At 58.6% G+C, this 16,148-nt stretch carries 18 protein-coding genes; 4 read left to right on the top strand and 14 right to left on the bottom strand.

Going from position 1 to position 16,148, the window contains the following annotated elements:
- Position 1 precedes the first annotated feature (1 nt).
- The 6 genes from FQ187_RS10665 to FQ187_RS10640 are packed head-to-tail and all read right to left on the bottom strand — an operon-like array spanning position 2 to position 5,423.
- Entirely contained in the window at positions 2-1,945 is a 1,944-nt protein-coding gene (locus FQ187_RS10665; RefSeq protein WP_149629428.1) for a response regulator, read from the bottom strand.
- Entirely contained in the window at positions 1,935-2,810 is an 876-nt protein-coding gene (locus FQ187_RS10660) for a sensor histidine kinase KdpD (protein ID WP_149629427.1), read from the bottom strand. Before FQ187_RS10660 ends, FQ187_RS10665 begins: the two co-directional genes overlap by 11 nt.
- The gene (locus FQ187_RS10655) at positions 2,803-3,813 is read right to left on the bottom strand and encodes an ATP-binding protein (RefSeq protein ID WP_371925532.1); all 1,011 of its coding nucleotides are present in this window, start codon (positions 3,811-3,813) and stop codon (positions 2,803-2,805) included. Before FQ187_RS10655 ends, FQ187_RS10660 begins: the two co-directional genes overlap by 8 nt.
- Positions 3,804-4,208: an anti-sigma regulatory factor gene (locus tag FQ187_RS10650; RefSeq protein ID WP_149629426.1), complete on the bottom strand. Its 405-nt coding sequence runs from the start codon at positions 4,206-4,208 to the stop codon at positions 3,804-3,806. The genes FQ187_RS10655 and FQ187_RS10650 overlap by 10 nt, the downstream gene beginning before the upstream one ends.
- Positions 4,205-4,567: an STAS domain-containing protein gene (locus tag FQ187_RS10645; RefSeq protein ID WP_149629425.1), complete on the bottom strand. Its 363-nt coding sequence runs from the start codon at positions 4,565-4,567 to the stop codon at positions 4,205-4,207. The genes FQ187_RS10650 and FQ187_RS10645 overlap by 4 nt, the downstream gene beginning before the upstream one ends.
- A gap of 4 nt (positions 4,568-4,571) precedes the next feature.
- Positions 4,572-5,423, bottom strand: coding sequence for an STAS domain-containing protein (locus tag FQ187_RS10640; RefSeq protein WP_149629424.1), 852 nt, complete (start codon positions 5,421-5,423; stop codon positions 4,572-4,574).
- Between the two features lie 261 nt (positions 5,424-5,684).
- Here FQ187_RS10640 and FQ187_RS10635 point away from each other — a divergent pair, with 261 nt between their 5' ends.
- Complete coding sequence (locus FQ187_RS10635) at positions 5,685-5,873, top strand: hypothetical protein (protein ID WP_149629423.1); 189 nt, start codon at positions 5,685-5,687, stop codon at positions 5,871-5,873.
- Between the two features lie 51 nt (positions 5,874-5,924).
- Here the strand turns inward: FQ187_RS10635 and FQ187_RS10630 are convergent, their stop codons facing one another.
- Positions 5,925-6,446, bottom strand: a complete 522-nt coding sequence (locus FQ187_RS10630; RefSeq protein ID WP_149629422.1) for a DUF4142 domain-containing protein — start codon at positions 6,444-6,446, stop codon at positions 5,925-5,927.
- 217 nt (positions 6,447-6,663) lie between these two features.
- Between FQ187_RS10630 and FQ187_RS10625 the strand changes: the two genes are divergently transcribed.
- Both FQ187_RS10625 and FQ187_RS10620 read left to right on the top strand, forming a co-directional pair.
- Entirely contained in the window at positions 6,664-6,906 is a 243-nt protein-coding gene (locus FQ187_RS10625; protein WP_076030754.1) for a DUF465 domain-containing protein, read from the top strand.
- Positions 6,907-7,016: 110 nt separating this feature from the next.
- Entirely contained in the window at positions 7,017-7,256 is a 240-nt protein-coding gene (locus tag FQ187_RS10620) for a hypothetical protein (RefSeq protein ID WP_149629421.1), read from the top strand.
- Positions 7,257-7,267: 11 nt separating this feature from the next.
- Here the strand turns inward: FQ187_RS10620 and FQ187_RS10615 are convergent, their stop codons facing one another.
- The 3 genes from FQ187_RS10615 to FQ187_RS10605 form a co-directional block, all read right to left on the bottom strand.
- Positions 7,268-8,332 carry an SMP-30/gluconolactonase/LRE family protein gene (locus FQ187_RS10615; protein WP_371925535.1) on the bottom strand — a complete coding sequence of 355 codons (1,065 nt, stop codon included), beginning with the start codon at positions 8,330-8,332 and terminating at the stop codon, positions 7,268-7,270.
- A 23-nt stretch (positions 8,333-8,355) separates the two neighbouring features.
- Positions 8,356-9,501 carry an SRPBCC family protein gene (locus FQ187_RS10610; RefSeq protein WP_149629419.1) on the bottom strand — a complete coding sequence of 382 codons (1,146 nt, stop codon included), beginning with the start codon at positions 9,499-9,501 and terminating at the stop codon, positions 8,356-8,358.
- Between the two features lie 106 nt (positions 9,502-9,607).
- On the bottom strand, positions 9,608-10,471 hold the full coding sequence (locus tag FQ187_RS10605) for a LysR family transcriptional regulator (RefSeq protein WP_149629418.1): 864 nt from the start codon (positions 10,469-10,471) through the stop codon (positions 9,608-9,610).
- Positions 10,472-10,895: 424 nt separating this feature from the next.
- Here FQ187_RS10605 and FQ187_RS10600 point away from each other — a divergent pair, with 424 nt between their 5' ends.
- On the top strand, positions 10,896-11,867 hold the full coding sequence (locus tag FQ187_RS10600) for a zeta toxin family protein (protein WP_149629417.1): 972 nt from the start codon (positions 10,896-10,898) through the stop codon (positions 11,865-11,867).
- A gap of 124 nt (positions 11,868-11,991) precedes the next feature.
- Here the strand turns inward: FQ187_RS10600 and FQ187_RS10595 are convergent, their stop codons facing one another.
- The 4 genes from FQ187_RS10595 to FQ187_RS30865 form a co-directional block, all read right to left on the bottom strand.
- Complete coding sequence (locus tag FQ187_RS10595; protein WP_149629416.1) at positions 11,992-13,839, bottom strand: amidohydrolase; 1,848 nt, start codon at positions 13,837-13,839, stop codon at positions 11,992-11,994.
- Between the two features lie 294 nt (positions 13,840-14,133).
- Entirely contained in the window at positions 14,134-14,448 is a 315-nt protein-coding gene (locus FQ187_RS10590; protein ID WP_149629415.1) for an SCP2 sterol-binding domain-containing protein, read from the bottom strand.
- 64 nt (positions 14,449-14,512) lie between these two features.
- Positions 14,513-15,223 (bottom strand): histidine phosphatase family protein, encoded by a 711-nt coding sequence (locus tag FQ187_RS10585; RefSeq protein WP_149629414.1) that lies wholly within the window; start codon positions 15,221-15,223, stop codon positions 14,513-14,515.
- A 757-nt stretch (positions 15,224-15,980) separates the two neighbouring features.
- Positions 15,981-16,148 (bottom strand): IS3 family transposase (locus FQ187_RS30865; RefSeq protein WP_371925534.1); only part of this gene is annotated, 168 nt, incomplete at its 5' end.

Below are 16,148 nucleotides of genomic sequence, written 5' to 3'. Positions count from 1 at the left end.
TTCAGGCGCTGTCCAGCGTACGCCGCACCTTGTCCAGCAGTTCATTGATCTGGAACGGCTTGATCAGCATCTCCATGCCATCGCCGAGGAACACCTGACGGTTGATCGCGGTTTCGGCATAACCGGTCATGAACAGGATCGGCAGCTTTTCGTGCCAGCCCCGTGCCACATCGGCCAGCTCGCGGCCGCTCATGCGCGGTAGCCCGACATCCGTCAGCAGCAGGTCGATGGACTCATCGTTTTGCAGGCGCTCGAGGGCACCTTCGATGTCGCCCACCTGCGTGCAACGGTAACCGGCATCCACCAACACTTCGGCCACGAACATGCGCACCGACGGCGTGTCCTCGACGATCAACACATGTTCGCCGGCACCCTGATGATCGACGGTGGCTGACGCGACTTCGTCGGCCGTGGGGTCGGAGCTGGCCGGCAGCATGATGGTCACTTCGGTGCCGCGCCGGGCGACGCTGCGGATGTGTGCATCGCCACCCGATTGACGGGCGAACCCGTAGATCGTCGACAACCCCAGCCCGGTGCCCTGGCCCAGCGGCTTGGTGGTGAAAAACGGGTCGAACACCTTGTCGATCACGCTGTGTTCGATACCGGTACCGTCATCGCGCACCGACAACGCGACATAGGCGCCATCGGCCAGATTGGGATCGCCATGGGAATAGGCGGCATAGGTGCTGACCCAAATGTTGCCGCCCTGGGGTAGGGCATCGCGAGCGTTGATCACCAGATTGAGCATCGCGCTTTCAAGCTGAATGGGGTCGACCAGGGCGATGGCGGCTTTAGAGGTCAATTCGAGTTTCAGCGCGATGCGTTCGCCGATGGTGCGCACCAGCAATTCTTCAAGGGAGCGCACGTGTTCGTTGATGTCCACGGGCCGGGTATCGAGTGGCTGTTGGCGCGCGAAGGCAAGCAGGCGATGGGTCAGGGATGCGGCACTCATGGCCGAGTTCAAGGCGGCTTCGGCGTAAAACTGAACCTTGTCGGTGCGTGAGGCTGCGATCCGTTTCTGAATCAATTCCAGGCTGGTGATGATGCCGGTCAGCAAGTTATTGAAGTCGTGGGCGATGCCCCCGGTCAGCTTGCCCAGTGCATCCATTTTCTGCACTTGCAGCAGTTGAGCTTCGGTTCGTGCTCGCTCGGCGACTTCTTTGGCCAACTGGGTGGTGGCGTCGTCAAGCCGGGCCAGGTGCGAGCGTTCGCGGTGACGGTGTTCAGTGACATCCTCGACAAACACCAGGCTCAGTTCCGGCGTGCGATACGGCGAAATCTGCCACTCGGTTTCGCGAGTCTCGCCGTGGACCCGCATGCTCAGGGTGCCTTTCCAGCGCTCGCCATAGGCCAGACGCAGACGCAGTTCCTCGATGACCACGTCCTGATCCTCGGCAAAGCACTCGCGCAGGGTGTCCGGGTTGAGATTGTCCTGAATCAGCTGCGCGAAGGCATGATTGCATTCGTGCACCTTCAACTCGGCATCCAGCACCGCGATGGGCGCCGACACATTGACAAAGATTTCCCGAAATCGCGCCTCGCTTTCGCGCAAGGCATTTTCGGTTTCACGCACCCGCAGCAAGGTACGCAAGGTCGCGAGGAGGACATCCGGATCCACCGGGTGGATCAGGTAGGCATCGGCACCCGCGTCCAGCCCGGTAATGATGTCGCCGGTCTGGATCGAGGCCGCCGAGACGTGAATCACCGGGAGCAGGGCAGTGGCGGGTTCGGCGCGCAGTTTGCGCACGATGTCGAAGCCGCTCATGTCTGGCAGATTGACGTCGAGGATCAGCGCGTCGATCGTCACGCTATCGATCAGCTCCAGGCCCTCGGTGCCGGTGCCGGCTTCGAGCACTTCATAGCCGTGGCGTTCCAGGCGCCGGCGCAGCGCGTAGCGCGTGGCGACGTTGTCGTCGACGATCAGCAAACGGATTTCACGCTTCATCGACGGGCTCCATGGCGATAGCCAGCGGGATGATCACGAAAAAGGTCGAGCCTGTGCCCGGCGTGCTCTGAACCCCGACGTCGCCACCCAGCAACTGCGCGAAGCGTTTGCACAAGGACAGTCCGAGCCCGGTTCCGCGAAGGCGTTTTTGCAACGGTGAGTCGACCTGAGAGAAGTCCTCGAACAATGCGCCATGTAGCTGCGGGGCGATACCTATTCCGGTATCGCTGACGGCGAAGCGCACGTGGTCGAGGCCCTCCAGCCGGGCCGAGACCCGGACTTCCCCGCGAGTGGTGAACTTCAACGAGTTGGAAATGAAGTTGCGCAGGATCTGCGCGAGTTTCTTGTCATCGGTGTACAGCTTGGGCAGGCCCACCGGTTCTTCGAAAATCAGGTCCACGGTGCTGGCGTCGACAATCGGTCGGAACATGCCCCGCAGGGCGGCGAACAGGTCAAACATGTCGAACCAGGCGGGCGAAATGGTGATGCGCCCGGCTTCGATTTTCGCCAGGTCCAGGAGGTCGTCGACCATGTCGCTCAGCTCGCGGGCGGCAACGCTGACGAAGGCCACCTGTTTATGCTGCTCGGTGCTCAAGGGCCCGTCGAGCTCATCGGTCAGCAGGCCGGTGATGCTCAGAATCGAGCCCAGGGGCGTGCGGAACTCATGGCTCATGTACGACAGAAAACGGCTTTTGAGGTCCGAAGCCTGGCGCAACTGTTCGGCCTGGGTATCGAGCTCGGCGTACAGCGCCAGAACGCCCTGGTTGGTCTCATCCAGTTCTTCGCGCAAGGCAATGGCTTCGGCCTGTAACTGCGCGATCAGCGCGGCTTGCTCGTCAATCTGACTCATGGGTGTCTCAGCCATGGACTGCCTCCAGAGCAATGACCAATACCGTGACATCGTCTCGTCCACGGCAGAAATCGCGGTGCAGAATGGCGGCAATCACGGCGGGATGGCGGTGCACCAGGCCGGGGTAATCTTGCAGGTTCCAACGGGTCTGCAGGCCGTCGCTGTACATGATCAACAAGTGTCCGTTCACTTGAGCATAGTCAAAGGGTTGCGCCTTTCGATATTGCCCGCCCACGATGCCGGGGTGGGAGGCCAGTCCGCGGGATTTGTCGGGCGCGATCAGGCAGGCACCAATGTTGCCGATCCCGACGAATTTCACGTGGTCACCGTCAAACTGCGCGATGGCCAGCGCACCCCCACGGGTGCCGATCATGGCTTGATGAATGTCCTCAAGCAACAGCATGGGTGAGGCGAAGGGCGACAGGGCGAACGTCTTCTCACCGGCGCGGGCGGCACGTTCGGCTTCTTCGCCATGCCCCAGGCCGTCGATCACCAAGGCGCTGATGTGTGCCCCGTCGAATGCCAGGTGCCAGACATCGCCGCAGGCAGGATCGTTGTGCAACGAATGTTGGCTGATACCGACTCGCCGGTCCGGGGTCTTGTCGCTGCGCGGATACAACCGCGTCAACAGCACCGTCCCCCGCGAGTCGGCATAGACGTCGAACACTTCAGACTGGCGCGACACGGCTCCAAGTCCGATGCCCTGGGTGCCGCCGGTGGAAAAGCCGTCGGTCAGGCACGCCTGCAAATCAAACCCCTTGGCACGGTCCACCGCGAGTATTTCAATCCCGGCGCCTGACGCTCGAGGCAAGATCCGAAGGTGCAGTTCCCCCCGGGCGGCGTGCTTGAGAATGTTGCTGGCAAGCTCGGTAGCCACCAGCGCCACACGCCCGGCATCGGTGGCGTCGAAGCCATGTTCTTCTGCGAGTTTTTGCGCGGTGCGCCGTGCATGGCCGATTTGGCTGGTGTCTTCGATCGGCAGCACTTGCGTCACTGAACCCGGCATATTCACGTCCATCGGGTGATCGTGACGCGAGTGCCTTTGCCTGGCGCGGTATCGAGTTCGAACTCTTCCACCAGCCGCTTGGCCCCGGTCAAACCAAGCCCCAGGCCGCTGCCGGAGGTCCAGCCGTCGGTCATCGCCAGTTTGACGTCGGCAATGCCCGGCCCTTCGTCGCGGAAGGTCAGGCGCAAACCGGTGCGTGCGTTGTCGTCGAGGATTTGCCAGTCCATGTCGCCACCACCGCCATAGACCATGGTGTTGCGCGCAAGCTCGCTGACCGCCGTCACCAGTTTGGTCAGGTCGATCAGGCGCATGCCGCACTCCGTGGCCAGCTTGCGCGCCATCTGCCGAGCCAGCACCACGTCCTGCTCGATGTGAATCGGGTGAGTGCCGCTGCTGCGCACAGTCATTGTTCGCGTACTCGTTCCTGTAACAGTTTCATGCCGCGCTCGACATTCAGTGCAGTACTGACGCCGGGCAGGGTCAGGCCAAGCTCAACCAGGGTGATAGCAACGGCGGGTTGCATGCCGACCAGCACGGTCTGGGCATCCATGATTTTCGACAGCCCGGAGATGGTGCCGATCATCCGGCCGATGAACGAGTCGACCATGTCCAGGGCCGAGATATCGATCAGCACGCCGCGGGCCGACGTCTTGCAGATGCGCTCGGACAGGTCGTCCTGAAGCGTCAGGGCCAACTGGTCATGCATGTCGACCTGAATGGTCACCAGCAGGAAGTTGCCCATTTGCAAAATCGGAATGCGCTCCATCGGCTCAGTCCGCCTTGCTGACAGTCAATCCCAGCCGGGTCAGGGCCAGTTTCAGGGCATCGGCCAGGTTGGCCTTGGTGACCACGCCTTGCAGGTCCAGCCCCAGGTGCACGATGGTCTGGGCGATCTGCGGACGCACACCACTGATGATGCAATCGGCGCCCATCAGGCGAATGGCGGTCACCGTTTTGAGCAGGTGCTGAGCCACCAAAGTATCGACAGTCGGCACGCCGGTGATGTCGATAATGGCGATTTCCGAACCGGTGTCGACGATCCGCTGCAACAGCGATTCCATCACCACCTGAGTCCGTTGTGAATCGAGGGTGCCAATCATCGGCAGCGCCAGCACGCCGTCCCAGAGCTTGACCACCGGGGTCGACAGTTCCAGCAGTTCTTCCTGCTGGCGTTTGATCACCGCTTCGCGGGACTTCTGAAAGGTGCGGATGGTGTGCATGCCCAGGGCATCGAGCAGTTCGGAGACTTCCCAGAGTTGTTCGGCCAACAGCGCCGGATTGTCCTGGTAGTGATTCTGCAGGAGCGCAAACAGCGGGCCTTTGAGCGAGAAGATGAAGCTGGCGGTCTGGTGCGAGTCCTGGCCAAGCAGGGCACGGCTATGGGAGAGTTTTTCGAGGAACTGGCGAATCTCGTCCCAGCCCGGCGCCGCAACGTTCTGGCCGTTACCTCGTTCAAGGCCCGAGACGATCAGTTGCAGAAACTCCGACGTCTGTTGCCGCAGATCCTGCTCTTTGAGGTTGCGCGCGGCACCGCTGGCTTCAAGGCTGTTGCTCCATTCGGCCAACAGTTGCGTTTGGTTTTTTTTCATCGCATCGAGTGTGCTGGTTTGCAATGCCGCCATGTGCCTTGACTCCCTGGAAGTGTTTGCCGGTTTCCCGAATATTGACCGGCGTAAAGTCAGTGACATTTGCCGAATAAGATAGTTGTTCGCTCCGGCAGGATTTTTTGATCTGGTGCACATGGACTCTAGTAGGAGCTGCCGAAGGCTGCGATCTTTTGGTCTTGATTCGGCCTTGCGATGGAACCCTGTCCCCGGGTCGGCTTCGAATCTTCAAGGCGCGACTGTTTCAGCCGCGCACGTGCAGTGATGAACGAGGTACTTATGAACGATGACAGTGGTCTTGAGGAAAACGCGAAAACCGCCGAACCGGAAAGCGCAGACGAAGCGGTCGACCAGAAGCAACTCCACACCGATAACGACAATGAGTTCAGCCCGGGTTTCAAGCCGAATCCCGATCGGCCCAAACCCGGGGATGACACCGATGCCGACATCGACACCGATGGCGGCTAGTCAGGCATTGAAAACGGCCGCATCAAACGGTGCGGCCTTTTTGTGGGAGGGTTATTTGCCCGGATGAGCCGCCTGGAGTTTTTTCGCCATATCCAGATGTTTTTCCAGCGCCGGCAGCATTTTTTGCGCGAAACCTTTCAGGTCCGTGGCGCCTTTGACTTTGTCGTCGGTCACCGTATTGGCCTCTTCCTTGAACAGCTTGATGGCTTCTTCGTGAGCCTTCACTTGATTGTTGGCATAGGCCGCATCGAAAGATTCATCGCGCAAGTCGAGGATTTTCTCTTTCGCCTGTTTGACCAGCGTCGTGCTGTCCGGCACCTCGATGTCATTCTTTTTCGCCAGCGCCGCCAGTTTATCGTTGGCCTTGGAATGGTCGGTGATCATCATGTTAGCGAATGCCTTGATGTCCGCCGATGAACTTTTTTTCAGGGCCAGTCGGCTCGTTTCGATTTCCGCGATACCGCCCGCGGCGGCGTTGTCGACGAAGTCATTGGAAGTGGCAGCGAATACCGTGCCCATGCTGGTGCTCAAGGCAACGGCCAACGTGAGGTGGCGCAAGGTAAATCGGTCCATTGGTTATTCTCCACACAGGTTTTCATGGGCGATCGATTGATCGTTAACGTGTGGAGGTCGACGAGCGGACAAAGGTTTTATTGCGTTTGCGGCATGGCGACGAACGGGCACCGCTGGTCTGATAGGCGGTCGACAGAACCGGCTGACCAAGGCCATTCTGATAGTTGGTGAACGCAATTGATCGCGTTTGCCTCCGATCAACAAACGGAGGTGTTCCATGCCGGTGCCACACGACCTTTATCAGGACCTCAAACTTTCAAAGGAAGATATCCAGCAAAAACGCACCAAGGATCCGTTATTGGATTCACTGATCAACAAGTATTCGCAGGCGGACGCCGAGGTCGTAAAGGCCGAAACCGCCAAATCGGATGCGCCCAGCGATGACGCATTGAAGAAGCTCAAGGAGAAGCGCGTGCAGGTTAAGCAAAAGATCGTTGATCGGCTCCAGACGCCGTCCTGACGCGCCCTGTCTGGTCACCGACGATCGGTGACTGAAAAATTGGAACGGCGATAAATACCGGCACCTCGAATGAATAGAGTCCGAATTTACGGCTCCATGCGAGGTGCCTCATGAATCCAAAATTCCCCAGCGAAGAGCAGGGTGGCTACGACCCCATCCCGACACATCCCGAGCCTTTGAGTCCAGGACGCACTGCCGTCAATCCAGAAGATGAACCGGGCATCGACGAACTGCCCGACAATGAAGGCACGCGCCCGCTGGACGAGGATGAAACCACCGCCATGGACCCGGAAAGGGTGCTTGAGGAAACGGATAATGCGGTGCGCGATGGTGAGGTGAATCCGCGTTGAGTCAGGCACGTTTACTGTTGCAATGCCTTGTTCAACGGCAATCGCGCCATGTTTTTCGCCTTCAACGATCCGAAATACAACCAATCCCCATACTCGCGAACGGTAGTGATCGGCGAATAGTTGTCGCGGCTACTGTCCTGCAAGTTGGCGATCACTTTGCCGTCCAGGTCCAGGCCAAGCGCAAAGGCGCGTTTCTCCACCGGTTTCGGCAGGAAAGTCATTGCTCGTACGATCATCTTGCGCACGAAGGGATGCGGCGCGGTGGCATCGAGCAGTGCGTTGCGCGGTGCATAAATCGCTACCCAGAAGCGGTCGTGGCCATTGAATGCGAGGTTATCCGGCAAGCCTGGCAAGTTGTCGATGAATAGATCACGGGTGCCGGCTTTCGGCCCGCTCAACCAGTAACGACTGATGCGATAGGCGCCTGTTTCGTTAACCAACACAAAGGCATCATCCGGTCCCAGCGTCACGCCGTTGGCGAATTCCAGCTTATCCAGCAGGACCACGGTCTTGCCGGTCTGGAAGTCATAACGCAGCAAGCGGCCATCGCCGCCGTGCTCAATGATCGCTTCGCCGTCACTGCCGTAGCCAAAGCGACTGGAGGCATCGCTGAAATAGGCGTAGTGCCCGGATTTGTCGATCGCAACGTCGTCGGTGAAACCGAAGGGCACGCCGTTGGACGCCGTGGTCAATGGAATCAACCGGCCCTGGGCATCCAGTGACAGCAAGCCTTTGACCCCGTCGGCAATCACCAGCAAACCGTTGGGGTGACGGGCCAGGCCCAAGGGTCTGCCGCCCGTATCGGCCAGGACCTTGGTGACCTTGCCGTCGAGGCTGGTACGGATCAATCGGCCGTCATGCAAACCCGTGATGAGGACGTCTTCCTCCAGCAGCAACGCTTCCGGTCCATCGATATCAGCGGCGCCGACGCGCTCCACACCGTTGAGGCGCTGATTGTCGGCGTAGATGCCGCTGGTGAGGGAGGGCGCCGGTGGCGGTGTCCAGGCCACCGGTTGAACCTTGGTCGGCATCAGCAGCAGAAAGGCGCCGATGGCGACGATCACCAGCAACAGCATATGGCGAAACTTGACGGTTCGACTCACGCGCTGACTCCTGCCGGGGCCAACTGTTTTTGCGCCATCTCGCGCAACGCCAGCATCGACGCTGCCGACTCACGCTCGATGCGGCGCTTGAGCAGCAGTCGATTGGCAATGCGCATCGCCAGGCCGCTGAACTGGTACTCCAGAGTGCGCACAAAGCGTGTGCCTTGGATCAGGGCCTCACACTCGTAAGTCACCACTAAAGACAACCCGTGATCGTCATGGGCCCAGGCACTCCAGCGGCGTCCTGGCAGGTATTCCTTAACCTCCCAGCGCAAGTGTCCCTCACGCCCGCCCGCCTTGATGTCTTCCTCAAACCGCCCCCCCGCATGCTGCGGACCGCTCTGGCCATCGACCTTGAGGGACGAGGGATGCCACTCCGGCCAACGGGTCACGCTGCTGGCATAGGCGAGCACGTCAATCGGGTCTCCAGCAATGTCGATCTGATGCTGCATGCGGGTCATGGTTGTTCTCGTCGGGTGCGGGTCCGTCGGCTCCGGTTCCCAATAGAGGGTGCCGAACAGGTAGTCCATCAGCGGAAAAACGATATTGAAATTGCGTTCCTGCATCAACTCACGACGGTGATGCAGTTCATGCAGGCGGCGCATCTGGCGGATCCACGGCAACCGTGTAACGGGGTTCTTCGGTGGCAGGTGCTCGCAGGCATGGAACACTTCATAGGTCAGGTAGCCGAGGACCAGGCAGCCGCCGAACAACCCGGCGACGTTGGCATCGAACTGCGCAAGCAGCCACCAGACGGGCAGGGTGATGACGACCGTGTGCAACACGATCAGCCAGGCTGGAAACAAAATCACCCGCCAGTCCCGGACACTGGCGTAAGTCATGTGACCGGGGGCGAAAAAGCTGTGATGGTCGCCTGCATGGCGTGCGTAGAACATTCGCGCGAAGTTTTTTTTATGATGCCCCACGTGCCGATGGACCATGTACACGCCGAAGTTGAAGAACAACAACGTCAACGGCATCGCCAGCCATTCCAGTGGCTGAACCTGGTGCACGGTGCTCCAGAATCCGCCGATGGCCAGCACCCCGAACAGCAGCACAAAAGCGCCGTGCAGCCATGGGTTGTAGAGCGGATGAATCTCAGCGCGGTAGCGGGCGCGAAATGCTTCGGTGGTCTGCCTCACTGCATTCACCTGTGGTTATTGTTATCTCCAGCAGATTAGACGATCCCGGCGTTTTGGCTGGCCCAACCTTGAGGACACAACCGCCATGCTTCGGTGCAAACCGCACTCAGGTCAGCGGGTTCCAGCGTTGCGACCAGTCATCATCGGATTTGATCACTTCGCGCAGCAGGTCAAAGGCGCGTTGCAAGGTCGCGGAGTCGCGGTCGCGGGAGTAAACCAGATAAGTCGGGTAGCTGAATTCCGGGGCTTTGGGCACTTGCTCCAGCACACCGCTTTGCAGATAACTCTGGACCACCCGGGTGCGGAAGTAGCCGCTGCCGCCGTTTTCCAGAATGTACTGCAAACCCAGTGGGCCGAGGTTGAAGCTCAGCGCGGCTTTGGCTTTTTCCGGCAGGGCCGCATCGTGCTGACGGCGAAAGTCCGGGCCCCAGTCGATGTACACGTAGGGATCGGGTCTTGCGGCCAGACGGATGAGGACCAGTTTTTCTTCCAGCACCTGCTCGACTTGCAGGCGCGGCCAATACTCGGGCTGGTAGACCAGCGCCGCATCCAGAACCCCCAGTTCCAGTTGGCGCAGCAGGTTTTCACCGTCACGAATTTCCATGCGCAGGGCGTGGCTGGGGATCTTCTCGCGCAGCGCGCCGGCCCAGCTGAGCATCAGCGGGTTGCACAGACTGACCTCGCCACCGATGTGCAACACGTCGCGGTAACCCTCGGGCAACGGCAAGTCCCGCCGCGCCGCTTCCCAGGTTTCGACCAGTTGATTGGCGTAGACCACGAAGGCTTCACCGTTCGGCGTCAGGCGCGCACCGGCGCGATTGCGCACGAACAGGGTGCTGCCCAGTTGACTCTCGAGTTTCTGCACGCGCGCGGTGATCGCGGTCTGGGTAACGTGGAGTTTTTCAGCCGCCGCGGCAAGGCTGCCGTGGCGGACGATTTCCAGAAAGGTGCGGGCGAGATCGATATCCATGGTGCGGCCGGTGTCGGAGGTGCCGGCATTGTAAGAGCAGGGGCCGGCAACGGATACCTCGCAGGCCGATCTTCGAGTTTGAAATGGGGTCATTGGTTTATAAGAAACAGGGAGTTTCTGGAAGTGATTCCGTCAAGTTGAGCATAGGGGTATTCGTTGATAGGTCGATGAAGTTTCGCTGAGCGCGATACTTAATGATGTGTGCCAGGTGGTCCATTGCTGCTTGCTCTGTAGGGGCTTTTCCGAAGTTGCGGTTGATATTTTTCTGAAATGTTTTGCAAGATCTTCTTGGTTGTCCGATGTAACAAAATGGCTTTAGCTTGAATTGTCTTTTGAACGGTTTCGACGATTGTCAATAACTTTTGCTGTGTCGAAGTCCGGATTATTTAAAGGACTTATTTCAACTGAAAAGGAACTTCAGAAAGTGTCGAATAAATATGCTTATACGAAACAAGATGTAGAAAAAGTTTTCCAGGAAATGGAAGAAGAGTTGTTCGCGTCCAGAACGCCAGGTGCAGACGACGAATCAGTGCCAAAGATGCTGGTGGTCGTTGGCGTGGAGGGGGCGGGTAAAACGCATTTGCTCAATGAGCTGCTCAAAACTTCCCGCTATTCAAATTACGTCCCGCTGTACGAGCCTGAATATCGCACCCGTCATCCGCACTACGACGAGATCGAGAAGCATGGCGTGGTGTATGCCTACAAGCAGACCGAAGCGTTTATCAGGGATCTGGGAGCGATGATCTTTGAGAAGTCCCTTGAAGACAAGTACAGCATCATCATGGAGGCGGGCCTTGAAACCCCTGAATTTGCCGGTTTTCAAACGGGTGAGCATGCTTGTGTCTATGAATATGAGGTTCATGTCATCGCGAGCAAAAAAGATTTTGCGCACGTGTCGACCATCGTGCGGGCACTGGATAGCGTGAAGGGGAACAAGTTGGAACGCTTCGTTTCACGTCGGGACATAGACGCGGGCATGGCGAATGCCAAAGCGGTATTGACTGCCTTCGAAGAAGCGTGTTCCAGGGTGCAAGGTTCGGAAATTACGTTGTATGAACGTAACTTTGGTACAGATAAAAAAAGCAGGATGATTTGCCGCAGTCAGTGCGTAGAAGTCGGGGACTTGACGCCGCAGCCGATAAACAATGGAAGTGTTTCGGTTCCGGTGGCCATGAATCAGGTGCGTATTGAATACAAGTCCGGTGCTGTTCTATTCGGGGTGTACAAGGCATTTTTCGATATTGCCGATGGGGCAATCTTTCACCGTTATGGTCGTGAAAAGATGGTGCTTGAATGTCACGCGGCTCTGGCGGGTACTCTTCAGCTGGATCGCAAGGATGGAGAGTTGGTAGTGAACAACCTTTATTCTTATATTCTTAAATACGCCATTCGCTAATACACAGGAATGCCATCGTATAAAAATAAACGGTTCGTTTTTAACGCCGTACTCGTTGATGATTGAACTGTCGAACGTGATTGCCGGAACTGCAAATGAGTTCCGGCTTTTTTATGCGTTTTTTCTAAAATGCGAAACACGAACAGCCAAACGCCCCCCAAAAACCTTGAAAGTCACTGACCGGCGCGGACGACAGTCTCGCTCTCTCGTGACTGTGCGCATGCACCGCGCAAGCCCCGACGCATTGATGAACCTGCGCCGTCAGCGGCGCCAGGGGTTTCCAATGGCCCGGTACTTTGGCCACTGGCGACCATTCAGGCACCACGGGGACTGGAGGCGGCCCGAGTTTTTCAAACTCGACGCTGCCGTAGACGATCTTGCCGTCGACGATGGTCAGGACCGATTCGATCCATTTGACGGCTTCATCCTCGATGTGGAAGTAATCCGCCGACAGCGCAATCAGGTCCGCCAGTTGCCCGACCTTGATCTGGCCTTTTTTGCCTTGCTCGGAGGAAAACCAGGCGCTGCCGTGGGTGAAGAGTTCCAGCGCGGTATCGCGGCTCAAGCCTTGCGGGTACAGCGCCAGACCACCGACGGTGCGGCCGCTGATCAGCCAGTACAGCGAGGTCCAGGGGTTGTAGCTGGACACACGCGTGGCATCGGTGCCGGCGCCGACCGGAATGCCTTCGGCCAGCATACGAGCGATGGGCGGCGTGGCTTCGGCAGCCTTGGCGCCGTAACGGTCGACGAAGTATTCACCCTGGAATGCCATGCGGTCCTGGATCGCGATGCCGCCACCCAAGGCTTTGACCCGTTCGATGTTCTGCGGGGAGATGGTTTCCGCGTGGTCGAAGAACCACGGCAAACCGTCGAACGGAATGTCGTGATTGACCTTCTCGAACACGTCGAGCATGCGGCTGATGGATTCGTTGTACGTGGCGTGCAAACGGAACGGCCAGCGCTGTTCCACCAGATGGCGGACCACCGGTTCCAGTTCCTGCTCCATGGTTTGCGGCAGGTCTGGGCGGGGCTCGAGGAAGTCTTCGAAGTCGGCCGCCGAGAACACCAGCATTTCCCCGGCACCGTTGTGCCGTAGAAAGTCATCGCCCTGACCGTAGTGGGAGGTGCTGGTCCAGTTCTTGAAGTCGGTCAGCTCTTCCTTGGGTTTCTGCGTGAACAGGTTGTAGGCGATACGCACTGTGAGCTGCTGGTCTTTGGCCAATTGCTGGATGACTTGATAGTCGTCCGGATAATTCTGATAACCGCCGCCGGCATCGATGGCGCTGGTGACACCGAGGCGATTGAGTTCGCGCATGAACTGCCGGGTCGAGTTGACCTGATATTCCAGCGGCAGTTTCGGCCCTTTGGCCAGGGTCGAGTAGAGAATCATCGCGTTGGGACGGGCGATCAGCATACCCGTCGGATCGCCATTGGCATCACGCTGGATTTCTCCACCCGGCGGGTTCGGCGTGTCGCGGGTATAACCGACCACCTTCAACGCGGCTCGGTTGAGCAGGGCGCGGTCGTAGAGGTGCAGGACGAACACCGGGGTGTCCGGCGCGGCCTTGTTCAATTCATCAATCGTCGGCAGGCGTTTTTCGGCGAACTGGAACTCGTTCCAGCCACCGACCACCCGCACCCATTGCGGCGTGGGTGTGCGGTCTGCCTGATCCTTGAGCATGCGCAGCGCGTCGACCAGTGAGGGGACGCCTTCCCAGCGCAGTTCGAGGTTGTAGTTGAGGCCACCACGGATCAGGTGGAGGTGCGAGTCGTTAAGGCCGGGAATCACCGTGCGACCGTGCAGGTCGATAATTTGTGTGCCAGGGCCTTGCAGGGCCATGGCCTGGGCATCGCTGCCGACCACCACGAAGCGTCCGTCCTTGATCGCGACGGCGCTGGCTTGAGGTTTTTTGCGGTCGACGGTGTGCAGGCGTCCGTTGTACAGGATGAGGTCGGCTGGGGCGTCGGGCATGGTTTTACTCCCTGCGATTAGCGGGCTGATCCAGGCACCGACGGCGCCTGCCGAAAGGCCTTGCAGTACACGTCGATGGTTAAATCCGTCGTGGTCGTCAGGTGGGCTCATGGCAGTGCTCCGCGCAATATGATCCGGGGGCAAACAGCCGATGTCTGACGCATACGGCCAGAGGGAATATAGACGGCAAATCCAAAGGTAGCCGTTTTCCGCTGGCGAAAAACGACGAATCCCGCCTCGAGGGGCGGGATTCGTTTGCAGCCAGGCGAGCCCCGAAGGTCGGGAGCGGCGCGCTTAGGCCGGGAACAGCTCGGACAGTTTCATGGCCAGCATCATGTCGCCTTCAGCGCGCAGTTTTCCGCTCATGAAGGCTTGCATGCCGTCGGTTTCGCCGCTGACGATGCCTTCCAGGGTTTCGCCGTCCATCACCAGAGTCACCTGGGCGTCCGGGTTTTCGCCTTCCTGGAGCTCGCAGGTGCTGTCCTTGACGATCAGCGAGAAGTTCTTGGTGTCGTCGATGCGGAAACCGAATACCAGGTCCAGACCGGCAGCAGCGGCTGGGTTGAACTTGGCTTTCATTGCTTGTACGGCATCAGCTACGGAGGTCATGGTTCGATCCTTTCTTGGGTAATTAGAGCTGGGTGAATACAGCCAGGGTCACAATAGTCCGGACTCAGCGAAACGTGATGAGTTCCGGGGTCTTCAACAGTTGCAGGTGCGCATGACTGTTGAAAGAAGACAGAGCCACCTCGCGACCGCGAAACTTCAGCAGGTTGAGCGAGGTGTTGACGATTTGCCAGTTCAGTTCAAACGCCTGCTTTGCCGGCATTTGCGTAATGAGGTGGAGCAGGGCCGTGATAGTGCCGCCGGAGGTGAACACGGCGATTTTCTGGGTGTTGTCGGCGCTTTCGAGGATTCGCTGCAGACCGGCTTGCACCCGTTCGACAAACTCCAGCCAGCTTTCCAGGCCCGGTGTGTGATAGGTGCCGGCGAGCCAGCGTTCGATAATCAGGGCGAATATTCGCTGGAATTCGCCGCGGTTTTGCGCGGCATTGCGCAGGATGTGCAGCGCTTCGGGTTCGTCCGGTAACATGGCCGGCAGCAGCGCGCGGATCACCGCGTCGGCGTCGAACTCATTGAAAGCGGAATCGATTTCCAGGACGGGCACCGGCAGGCCTGCCGCAGCGAGCTGTTCCAGTGCGCTGTTGGCCGTGTGCTGCTGTCGGCGCAGATCGCCCGAGAGGCAGCGATCGAAGCTAATACCCAGGTCGGCGAGGTGCTGGCCCAGGACTTCTGCCTGGCGAATACCGGTCGGCGACAGGACGTCATAGTCGTCTGCACCAAAGGAGGCCTGGCCATGTCGAATCAAATAGATACTGCCCACGTCCGCGTCATCCCGGTACGTTGAAGGTCCGGCGAGGTTATGAGGATGAGGGTGAGCTGTCAATGAAAAAACATACGCTTGTTTGAAATGCCCGTTACAGGGCTGTTGCCGAAGGTTTCACGGCTGGCCGCCGCGGCGGTGCATGGGTATGCTGGAGGTATCCCGCGCGCGTTTTTGCAGCGCATCGTATTAAAGGAGTCCCTGTGGAGTTTTTTGCCGACCACATCCGATGAGGCCACACCCTAAGAACCATACGGGCTGGGCTCTCATGACCATTCACACACCGTCACGAACTGTTAGAAAACTGTTAGACCTTGCCTGTCCTTATCTGTACAGGAGGGAGGGTCGATACACTCTCAGAGTTCGCCCCAAAGGCTCCAAACAGAGCTGCACACTTTCCCTCAAAACAGCGAACAGGCAAGTCGCTTTGGCCACTGCATCGCACCTTCTGAGCACTCTTAGAGCCTTCCACCTGGACAACCATGAGGCGACGTGGGAGGAACTCAAGGCCCATCTTCTATGGCTCGCTGAGGGCGTGTTACAGACTCGCTCTATGTGGGATGGTCTGAGTGGAATGGGACAAGTCTATTCAGACCTTAACGATGACCTTGGAGAGATAGCCTCAACAGAGCCTCTAAATGTCGATCAGGCCAAGGCATTGGAGATCGGGCGGCGCATTATGCGGGCAGCCGAACAGAGAGCAGCAGGCGACTCAAGTGGAATTCTCGCGATTATCGAAGAGCTGACGCTGTAGTGGTCAACTAATTCCGGACACCTCGATAGGTGATTTTGACGCCATCGCCCGTTCGTAAACGGTCGGTGGCAGATATCCCAGTTTCGAGTGCAGCCGTTCGTTGTTGTAAAACCCAACGATGTACTCAGTGATGTCGCGTATCGCCTCGGCATGGTTGGCGTAATCACGTCG

The sequence above is a fragment of the Pseudomonas sp. ANT_J28 genome, from assembly GCF_008370005.1.
GTDB classification, from domain to species: Bacteria; Pseudomonadota; Gammaproteobacteria; order Pseudomonadales; family Pseudomonadaceae; genus Aquipseudomonas; species Aquipseudomonas frigoris.
Note: the sequence above shows the minus strand (reverse complement) of the source record. Positions and strands in the feature narration are given on the sequence as shown.

Excerpts from the sequence above, each read along its gene's own strand:
- FQ187_RS10660 (WP_149629427.1), bottom strand. The coding sequence starts at position 2,810 with ATGGCTGAGACACCCATGAGTCAGATTGACGAGCAAGCCGCGCTGATC.
- FQ187_RS10630 (WP_149629422.1), bottom strand. The coding sequence starts at position 6,446 with ATGGACCGATTTACCTTGCGCCACCTCACGTTGGCCGTTGCCTTGAGC.
- FQ187_RS10615 (WP_371925535.1), bottom strand. The coding sequence starts at position 8,332 with ATGCTGTTGCTGGTGATCGTCGCCATCGGCGCCTTTCTGCTGCTGATG.
- FQ187_RS10625 (WP_076030754.1), top strand. The coding sequence starts at position 6,664 with ATGCCGGTGCCACACGACCTTTATCAGGACCTCAAACTTTCAAAGGAA.
- FQ187_RS10635 (WP_149629423.1), top strand. The coding sequence starts at position 5,685 with ATGAACGATGACAGTGGTCTTGAGGAAAACGCGAAAACCGCCGAACCG.
- FQ187_RS10640 (WP_149629424.1), bottom strand. The coding sequence starts at position 5,423 with ATGGCGGCATTGCAAACCAGCACACTCGATGCGATGAAAAAAAACCAA.
- FQ187_RS10595 (WP_149629416.1), bottom strand. The coding sequence starts at position 13,839 with ATGCCCGACGCCCCAGCCGACCTCATCCTGTACAACGGACGCCTGCAC.
- FQ187_RS10605 (WP_149629418.1), bottom strand. The coding sequence starts at position 10,471 with ATGGATATCGATCTCGCCCGCACCTTTCTGGAAATCGTCCGCCACGGC.
- FQ187_RS10590 (WP_149629415.1), bottom strand. The coding sequence starts at position 14,448 with ATGACCTCCGTAGCTGATGCCGTACAAGCAATGAAAGCCAAGTTCAAC.
- FQ187_RS10665 (WP_149629428.1), bottom strand. The coding sequence starts at position 1,945 with ATGAAGCGTGAAATCCGTTTGCTGATCGTCGACGACAACGTCGCCACG.
- FQ187_RS10620 (WP_149629421.1), top strand. The coding sequence starts at position 7,017 with ATGAATCCAAAATTCCCCAGCGAAGAGCAGGGTGGCTACGACCCCATC.
- FQ187_RS10655 (WP_371925532.1), bottom strand. The coding sequence starts at position 3,813 with ATGGACGTGAATATGCCGGGTTCAGTGACGCAAGTGCTGCCGATCGAA.
- FQ187_RS10645 (WP_149629425.1), bottom strand. The coding sequence starts at position 4,567 with ATGGAGCGCATTCCGATTTTGCAAATGGGCAACTTCCTGCTGGTGACC.
- FQ187_RS10650 (WP_149629426.1), bottom strand. The coding sequence starts at position 4,208 with ATGACTGTGCGCAGCAGCGGCACTCACCCGATTCACATCGAGCAGGAC.